The sequence below is a fragment of the Nostoc sp. S13 genome, assembly GCF_029379315.1.
GTDB lineage: Bacteria > Cyanobacteriota > Cyanobacteriia > Cyanobacteriales > Nostocaceae > Nostoc.
In genome coordinates this window covers 1-8,649 of sequence record NZ_JAQYWQ010000185.1, presented here as the reverse complement: position 1 = coordinate 8,649, position 8,649 = coordinate 1, and the positions used below count along the sequence as shown (strand labels likewise).

The 8,649-nt window shown below is 43.1% G+C and carries 8 protein-coding genes; 3 read left to right on the top strand and 5 right to left on the bottom strand.

Annotation, left to right across the window (positions count from 1 at the left end; all coding sequences use genetic code 11):
- Positions 1-206 precede the first annotated feature (206 nt).
- The 3 genes from PUQ00_RS31175 (at position 207) to PUQ00_RS31165 (ending at position 3,441) form a co-directional block, all read left to right on the top strand.
- Positions 207-1,166 carry a fatty acid desaturase gene (locus tag PUQ00_RS31175; RefSeq protein ID WP_300423727.1) on the top strand — a complete coding sequence of 320 codons (960 nt, stop codon included), beginning with the start codon at positions 207-209 and terminating at the stop codon, positions 1,164-1,166.
- Positions 1,167-1,486: 320 nt separating this feature from the next.
- The gene (locus PUQ00_RS31170; RefSeq protein WP_300423725.1) at positions 1,487-2,095 is read left to right on the top strand and encodes an L-threonylcarbamoyladenylate synthase; all 609 of its coding nucleotides are present in this window, start codon (positions 1,487-1,489) and stop codon (positions 2,093-2,095) included.
- Between the two features lie 404 nt (positions 2,096-2,499).
- Positions 2,500-3,441 carry a HAMP domain-containing sensor histidine kinase gene (locus tag PUQ00_RS31165; protein ID WP_300423723.1) on the top strand — a complete coding sequence of 314 codons (942 nt, stop codon included), beginning with the start codon at positions 2,500-2,502 and terminating at the stop codon, positions 3,439-3,441.
- Here the strand turns inward: PUQ00_RS31165 and PUQ00_RS31160 are convergent.
- The 5 genes from PUQ00_RS31160 to PUQ00_RS31140 all read right to left on the bottom strand — a co-directional run bounded on the left by PUQ00_RS31160 (position 3,404) and on the right by PUQ00_RS31140 (position 7,995).
- Positions 3,404-3,874, bottom strand: a complete 471-nt coding sequence (locus PUQ00_RS31160) for a GNAT family N-acetyltransferase (RefSeq protein ID WP_300423721.1) — start codon at positions 3,872-3,874, stop codon at positions 3,404-3,406. The genes PUQ00_RS31165 and PUQ00_RS31160 overlap by 38 nt on opposite strands.
- A gap of 97 nt (positions 3,875-3,971) precedes the next feature.
- Positions 3,972-4,385 (bottom strand): hypothetical protein, encoded by a 414-nt coding sequence (locus tag PUQ00_RS31155; RefSeq protein WP_300423719.1) that lies wholly within the window; start codon positions 4,383-4,385, stop codon positions 3,972-3,974.
- Positions 4,386-4,457: 72 nt separating this feature from the next.
- The gene (gene secF / locus PUQ00_RS31150; RefSeq protein ID WP_300423718.1) at positions 4,458-5,435 is read right to left on the bottom strand and encodes a protein translocase subunit SecF; all 978 of its coding nucleotides are present in this window, start codon (positions 5,433-5,435) and stop codon (positions 4,458-4,460) included.
- Entirely contained in the window at positions 5,432-6,850 is a 1,419-nt protein-coding gene (gene secD, locus PUQ00_RS31145) for a protein translocase subunit SecD (protein WP_300423716.1), read from the bottom strand. The genes secF and secD overlap by 4 nt, the downstream gene beginning before the upstream one ends.
- Positions 6,851-7,011: 161 nt before the next feature.
- On the bottom strand, positions 7,012-7,995 hold the full coding sequence (locus tag PUQ00_RS31140; RefSeq protein ID WP_300423714.1) for an alpha-ketoacid dehydrogenase subunit beta: 984 nt from the start codon (positions 7,993-7,995) through the stop codon (positions 7,012-7,014).
- Between the last annotated feature and the right edge of the window lie 654 nt (positions 7,996-8,649).

Sequence of the window (8,649 nt, the reverse complement as noted above, 5' to 3'; positions counted from 1 at the left end):
GCGTCTCTACAAGGGTTCTAGATAACGCATATTTAATTTCACCAGATGTCTAATGGTCTGAAGTTAATAAGCTGTTTCACATTTAACTTGCTCCCATTAGGGCGGACTTTCCAGCCCACCCCAGAAGAGTTATGTTTAATTCGGTTATGCAAATCAGATATTTTTCAGCTTAGTGAAGACAAGATTGAAGGAGGATGTAGAGGCTAATGCAGTTAGACAATCAAAGTCATGATTTGGTGACTTCAACTAAAACAACAAAGATAATAATCCAAAATGATTACTTACAACAAGTACAAAGGCGTTTTGCTATAGCCACAATCATAATTCCTTTGATCGGAACACTGATAGCGCTCAAATTCGCTTGGGATTTTGGAATTAGTCTCCTGGAATTAGAATTGCTTTTGGTCTTCTGGTTTCTGACTATGGTCGGAGGGATTACTGTAGGTTTTCATCGCCTTTTATCTCACTGCACTTTTAAGACCCACCCATCTATTCGAGTTACTTTGGCTATTTTGGGTTCTATGTCAGCTCAAGGTCCTGTCATCAATTGGGTTAGCAACCATAGACGCCATCACCAATACAGTGATCAGATAGGAGATACTCATTCTCCCAACCTTCACCAAGGAGGATTTTGGGGAAGTTTAAACGGAATATGGTATAGCCATATTGGTTGGATGCTTAACTGCGAAATCACAAATTCTACAGTGTTTGCTAAGGATTTGCTGCAAGACTCTCTGATAAAAAAAGTCAACCAACAATACCTAACTCTGGTCTTTTTAGGTCTTTTGATTCCAGCTATTATTGGAGGAATATTATCAGGTACTTGGATAGGTATATGGCAAGGATTTTTGTGGGGAGGGCTTGTCCGAATTTTTTTAGTCCATCATTTAAGTTGGACTATTAACTACGTTACTCATCTATATGGCAGTCGCCCCTTCAATACTAGTGAGCAGAGTACTAATAATGTTTGGCTAGCAATTCCTACAGGAGGAGAAGCGTGGCATAACAATCATCATGCTTTTCCTAACTCGGCAAAGTTTGGCTTGCAATGGTGGCAAGTTGATTTAGGGGACTGGTTTATCCGCTCTCTTAAAGTGTTGGGTTTAGCTTGGGATGTTAAAGTTCCCACACTAGGAATGATTGAAGTAAAAAAAACTGCTAGCTGATTTTAGTCTGGAGATTTAGAAACTTTGCTCACAGAAGAGCTAGATTTAAGGGTAATTTGGGATTACCGCACGATCGCATCTCTCTCACAATATTTAAGCGAGTAATTAAATACTGTGCTACTGGGATGGGTGTCCGCACTACGTGCGGCTACGCGAACACCCATCCCATATTCAGGGCGGGCAGGATGCCCCCACAAGATGAATAATTTAATTTATTTTTTGGAAGTCCCTAAATTCCTGTAAGTACCATTACACCCTACTTAAAAGTTATATTTCTTTATTATATATATTGAATTGTTCTAGCCGACTTACTTAGTAAGATGACGCAAGTTTCCCTCGCAGACCTAATAGCTGGCGCACGCGCTGGCCTTTTGGTGAGCTTTCCCACGGATACTGTTCCTGCACTTGCTGCCATACCAGAAAAAGCAGCATTAATTTTTGTGGCGAAGCAACGTAGTCAAGACAAACCTTTGATTTTGATGGCTGCTAATGCTGAAGATTTGTGGCTGTATGTCAAAGGTAGTGAGAACGAGTATAAAATTTGGCAAGAACTAGCAGATAAATATTGGCCAGGAGGGCTGACGTTAGTTTTGCCAGCGAGTGAGCGTGTGCCAAAAGTTATGAACCCTATTGATCCGACAACAATTGGTATCCGAGTCCCAAACAGTGCGATCGCTCAAACTATTTTGGCGCAAACAGGACCTCTTGCTACTACTAGCGCCAATTTTTCTGGTCAGCCGCCTTTGCAAACGATCGCAGAAATTGAGGTTCAGTTTCCCCAGGTTCTGACTCTAGCAACGACAGAATATCAGGGTAAAATACCGGGGATGGGTATACCTTCCACCGTTGCTAAATGGACAGGGATAAATTGGCAAATTTTGCGGCAGGGTACGACAAAATTAGATTTATCGAGTGATAACCAGATATAAGTAGCTATAATGTTGTTTTCCTAATTTGAACAACAAACAGTTAACAATTCAAAATTCACGCATTCAAGAGAGTTACATCAGGGGATTTAAATCCCGACTGTAGCTTGCTTCTTGCAGGGTAACTGAGCTGAGTCGGAGCCACCATTCGCCCTTGGTTTCTCCCAAGAGGAGACGCTCCGAGCCACGTGTTGAGGTAGCGCAAGGTCGAGCCAGCGCTGTAGACGGGTTTACTGTCGCTCTCGTCTGGCGTTGAACGCAGGTTTCCTGCGATACGCTCGAATACTGCCTACCCCTTCTCGATCAGAACTTTGTCAGAGAGGGAACTTAAACCCTTTAATTTACGAGAAATCTTGAACTTTAATTTGCGCTGTTGTGTCAATTTAAAAGTTAATAATTGCTAGATTATGGATTGGAGCAACTCGATATATCTAGGAGCAGGAATAGCACTAGGTATGATTTTCTGTAGATTATTTGTGCGATGGCTACGCCCAAAGCAGGCATCGTCAAATGTTTCATCTAGCTCATCCCCAGTAGCACCATTAGATCAAGAGGATATGCTAGCAATATCGCAACAGCTACAGCAAACGCAGCTGGCATACCAAATGGCAAGGGAAATGAGCCAGTTTAAAGCTGGTTTTTTGGCGCGGACTACCCATGAATTGCGATCGCCTTTCAATGGTCTGATTGGTTTGCATCAGTTAATTTTGTCAGATTTGTGTGAAGATCCAGCTGAAGAGCGAGAATTTATTGCCCAAGCTCAAGAGCGAACACTGAAGTTGCTGAAGTTGATGGATGAAATTCTCAACGTTGCTAGAACTGAACACGGTACTAATAAATTAGATATTCAGCCCAGACTGTTAGCCCAAATTTTGCAAGAGGTTCATAACTTAACTTATATGCTGGCGGCAAATCGCAATTTTCCGTTGCAATTGTTACCCACCGACCCAGAAATTTATGTTTTGGCAGATGACCTCTGGCTCCGCCAAATATTGATAAGTTTAATAGACACTGCAATTATTCAAATGGAAGAAGGCAGCATCTGTATTTCTACCAGTACTGTCCCGACAAATAATTTTGTCAACATTTGGCTTGATGTGCCAACCCATACCATACTCTGGAGCGAGCCGATTGATTTGATCAAATCTGAAGATCATCTAACCCAGATTGACCAAAAAAACGCTGTTTTTTCCCCAGGAATGAGGCTATTAATCAATCAGACCCTGTTAGAAGTTATGGGAGGAAAATTAGAAATCCTGCCCTCTCCAATCGCAAAGGAACCACCTCAGAAGTTTACTAGACTACAAATTTCTATCCCCCTAGTGATTCCTGAAGTTGATCTTCGGTAACAGGAATGAAAGCAAGGTTAGCTAGGTTGTGTAACACCATTGTAGTGGTGGTATTGGGCTGGAAACCAATCTTTTCGTAGAAACCTTGCTGATGAGTAGTCATCAGGTAAACGCGCTCAACCCGCTTCATGCGGGGATGACTCAGAACGGTTTCTACTAAATTGCTTCCCAGCCCGCTATTTTGATACTCTGGATGAATGACAACATCCCAAATTGTGGCGCGATATATGCCATCAGATGTTGCCCTAGCAAAGCCAATGAGTCGATCGCGATCGCAGACGGAAATTACTGGCTCACTATTGGCAATGGCTATACCTAAATCTTCAATACTGCGGCCTTTTGCCCAGAAAGCTGAAACGTTTAATAGTTCTTGGAGTTGGTAAAGGTCAATTTCAGACTTGCGTTCGCTAAATTGAATCTGAGACTCTTTCATTTATGACATCCACTTTTGGCAGTATCTTTGTATGGTTAAGTCCTATTTTGCTAGAAATTGCTGTACGTGTATATGTATATCCAACGAGAAAGAAAAATTATTGACAAACCCACTTCCACAGAGGATGAGTTGCTCCCTGTTGACGTATCCGATAAACTTGTTTTTCTAAACGTTGTTTTTCCTGCTGTGGTAGTCCCAGTAGAATATTCCGACTTTGCCAAACTAAAACAGCAGCAGTCATCCCAATAGAAAAGGCTAAACCGAAGGTAGACAGTGGATGATAGAAGAGACCGTATCGCACCGCTACCCAGGTAAAATATTGTTGCCACAAAGAAATTTCTGCACGTAGACCCCACAAGGAAAAAGGCGCAATGGTTAGCCATAAACAGCACACAAATAGCCACCTGCCATATACTGTCAGCTGATGTAGCCTTTGTACTTGTTGAGCAAACGATGGGTCAGATTTCTCAAAGTCTGGGACACTAGTTAATGGTTCTTCCGGTTGATCCATAGGGGATTAAAATTGCAAAGCATAGATCAGCAATTCAAAATGCTTTAACCTAATTGTCAAATACACACAAGTTTAACTATCCTGGGAACTGGCAGATGTATCAATCGGTTCAGTGCTGTTTACCACGCTTGTTTGATCCTTGCGTTCTCGCCACCAAGCTAAAAGAGAACCGGCGATGAAAATACTTGAATAAGCGCCCATCGTGAAGCCAATAATCAAAGCTAGAGAAAAGTTTCTCAGGGTTTCGCCGCCAAATAGGAATAGGGAAAATAATGTTAGTAAAACGGTAAACGTGGTATTAATTGATCGCGTTAAAGTTTGATTGATTGCATCATCAACAACTTTGTCAATGTGATCGTTAGGATGTAGATGCAGTATTTCTCGAATGCGATCGTAGATGACCACGGTATCTGTTACCGAGAAACCAGTAATAGTCAAAATAGCAACTACGAAAAGGCTATCAACTTCAATACCTGCTACTAATCCCAAGATCGAGAAAACACCCAGCGTAATCAAAACATCATGGAACAAGGCAATAATTGCAATTACGGCATAGTCCACCTGGAACCGCACACTTAAATAAACAACGATCGCCGCGAAGGAGACAACCAGGGCTAATAACCCTTGGGAAAATAGTTGACGGCCAAGTGTCGGGCCAACGGTGTCAATTTGGGTGGCTTTCGGGTCAAAGGCTCCAATTTTTTCAGTCAAAGCTGTTTGCAACTGGGTGCGTTGCTCGACATCTAATGTCTTTGTGCGAATGGATATTCCCTGTTGCTTTTGACCAACAACTTGGATGCTACTATTATTTAGCTTCTGAGCATCAACTACTTCCCTCACGTCAGAGATTTCAATCGGTTGAGTGCAGTTGTTTGGTTGTGTACAATCGCGTTCAAATTGTAGTCGCGTACCACCAACAAAATCTAAACTGGGACGTAGCGGTGCGCCTAGTTGTTGCCAAGAAATCACCATCCCCACAATGCCAATAATCATTAGGGTGGCAGAAATTGTCCACCATAATCCTCGCTGTTTGACGACACTAAGTTTCATGACTGCACCTCCGCACCAGACTTAATTGACGTTGAGAGATTGGGACAAAACAATTCTGGCTTACGCAAGTTGGGAAATTGCAATGATAAAAATAGCAGTGTACGACTACAAGTAATGGCAGTAAACAAATTCACCCCCAACCCTAGCGCCAATGTCAAAGCAAAGCCTTTAACTAAACCTGCTCCTAACCAAAACAGTGCTGCACAAGAAATTAATGATGTGACATGACTATCTAAAATGCTAGACCAAGCTCGGTAGAATCCTGCCTCTACAGAACGATATAAAGTTTTACCAGCGCGTAGTTCTTCACGGGTGCGTTCAAAAATCAATACATTAGCATCAACTGCCATGCCGATACTGAGGATAAACCCAGCAATACCGGGGAGAGTTAATGTCACGCCTAGCAAAGCAAAGGTGGCATAGGTCAATAGCGCATAGATAATCAAAGCAAAGTCGGCAATTAACCCTGGTAGTCGGTAGTAAATTAACATGAAAATCAATACTAACAGCAATCCGCCACAACCAGCGTAAATACTGCGTTGAATACTATCTTTACCTAAAGTTGCCCCAACAGTGCGGTTTTCGACGATTTGCACTGGTAAGGGTAAAGCACCCCCCCGTAGCTGCACACCTAAGTTGTTAGCTTCTTGGGCGGTAAACCTACCTGTAATTACAGCAGCACCACCACTAATACCACTAGCAGCAAATTCAGGCCCGACACTCGGAGCGCTGATCAGTTCATTGTCTAGAAAAATGCCAATGCTGCGTCCTGTACCGGCAAGTTTTTTGGTCAGTTCGGCAAACAGTTCACCACCCTTTTGGTCGAAGCGAATGGCAACGTTCCAATTGTTGTTTTGAGTGGGTTCACCGGATGCATCTTTGAGGAATTTCCCTGCGAGTGGGGGGTTAGTGCTTTCAAACAATTGGGCGATCGCTTGATTATTTTTCTGCAAATCTTGCTGATTTTTGACAATTGCTGCTTGATCGTTACTCTTGATCACATCTTGCTGCTTTACTTTCAATTCAGCTCGTGATGATTGGAAAGCAAACAGTTGAGTTTCCGTACCAGGCTTTTGCGTGCGAAATTCTAACTGCGCCGTACCCCCTAGAACCCGTTCAGCTTGCTGTGGATCGCTGACTCCGGGTAACTGCACGAGGATTTGATCTTTGCCTACAGTTTGTACTACTGGTTCGGAAACGCCAAGACCGTTAATCCGACCTTCAACTATTTTTTTCACGGCTTCCAATTCGCGGTCGGTGATTTGCTTAATCTCCGGTGTTGTTTTCACTTGAATTGTGAGCTGTGACCCTCCGCGCAAGTCCAGTCCTAGCGGAATCGAAATTGTGTTAATCACCACAATGGCGGCGATTATCATGACTACAATCAAAATTAAAAGCGATCGCTGTCTTTGCATACTATAACTCGCAACTGACAAAGGCTATAATAGCTCTCTTTTGTACAGTTATGAATGGGGAGTGAGGAGTGGGGAGTGGGCTTGCCGTGAGCGTAGCCGAATGGGAGTGGGGAGTAGTGGTTGAATTTCTTCCCTATTCCCTATTCCCTACTCCCTACTCCCTAGACTCGCAAAGCTACCATTTTTTCCACAGCTTCCACTATTTGCTCTGGTTGGACGATTGTTAGTCGTTCCAGATTGCCGTTGTAAGGCGTGGGGATATCTTGGGAAGAAAGCCGCAGTACTGGCGCATCCAACTCATCAAATAAGCGATCATTAATTGAGGCGATGACTTCTGCTCCGATGCCCGCAGTTCGCATGGATTCTTCCACCACAATCACTTTATGGGTTTTACGTACTGATGCACCAATAGTATCAAAATCTAATGGTTTGAGCGAGATTAAATCAATAACTTCTGGATCATAACCTTCTTTTTCCAAAGTTTTTACCGCTTGCAGCACATGATGCCGCATCCGTGAATAAGTTATAATTGTCACATCTTTTCCTTGACGCACAACTTCTGCTTTATCTAGGGGTAGTAAATATTCTTCTTCTGGTAAATCTTCTTTCAAGTTGTAAAGCAGAACGTGTTCAAAGAACAGCACGGGGTTATCATCGCGGATAGCGGATTTTAATAGTCCTTTGGCGTTTCTTGGTGTAGAGCAGGCAACAATCTTCAACCCTGGCACAGCTTGGAAGTAGGTTTCTAGTCGCTGGGAATGTTCTGCCCCAAGCTGCCGTCCCACACCTCCAGGGCCGCGAATTACCATCGGAATTTTAAAGTTACCCCCGGAAGTATAGCGCAGCATCCCAGCGTTGTTGGCTATTTGGTTGAACGCGAGCAGTAAAAAGCCCATATTCATGCCTTCGATGATGGGACGTAACCCAGTCATCGCTGCTCCCACTGCCATCCCAGTAAAGCTATTTTCAGCGATGGGAGTGTCTAGAATGCGGAGTTCGCCATATTTTTGGTACAGGTCTTTGGTAACTTTATAGGAACCGCCGTAGTGTCCTACGTCTTCACCGAGAACGAATACGCTGGAGTCACGTGCCATTTCTTCATCAATGGCTTCCCGTAAGGCGTTGAAGAATAGTGTTTCTGCCATTTAGACCTTTTAGTACGATTATGATTTTAGAATTTTATCCTGCTGCTGTTGCAAATACAGTGAGCGATCGCACTAGTTAGAGATTAGCTTGTTTGCATGAACCGCCCCTAGCACAGAGCGAGTAATTGCCATAACTATATCAAAGCTATTTAATAATTTAGATTTTATCGGTTTTATCAGCGATCGTCTCCCACTCTGGCAAAGGATAATTCGACCAATTGCCGACCAAGGATATTTATGGCTCAACATCGGGGTATGGTTATCTATTCTTGTAGGAATGCATCTAGAGTCGCTTTCGTCAGGTTTGGCAGTCCGTCCCAAACCAGAAAGGATAAAAGGTTTGCTATCACCTTCTAGATTAAGTTGTTGGGAACTGATGAATTTGGGTGTAATGCTTTGCTGTGGTTTTACCTGTATTTGTGCTTGAACTGACTTGAGTTCGACGTAAGAAAAAGCCTGAAAGATAGGTAGAAATGGAGTTTTATCAAACAGAATTCAGGAGTCAGGAGCCAGAATTCAGAATGAATTTTGTGCGATTGGTGGATGAATAAACGGCGTTTTTGCACCCCCACCAAATTTTCTTGTTTTGTGGTCAACAATAAAGTGGCGGGTCTGAATCCCTCACTGATTGCATTCTGACTCCTGAATTCTGAC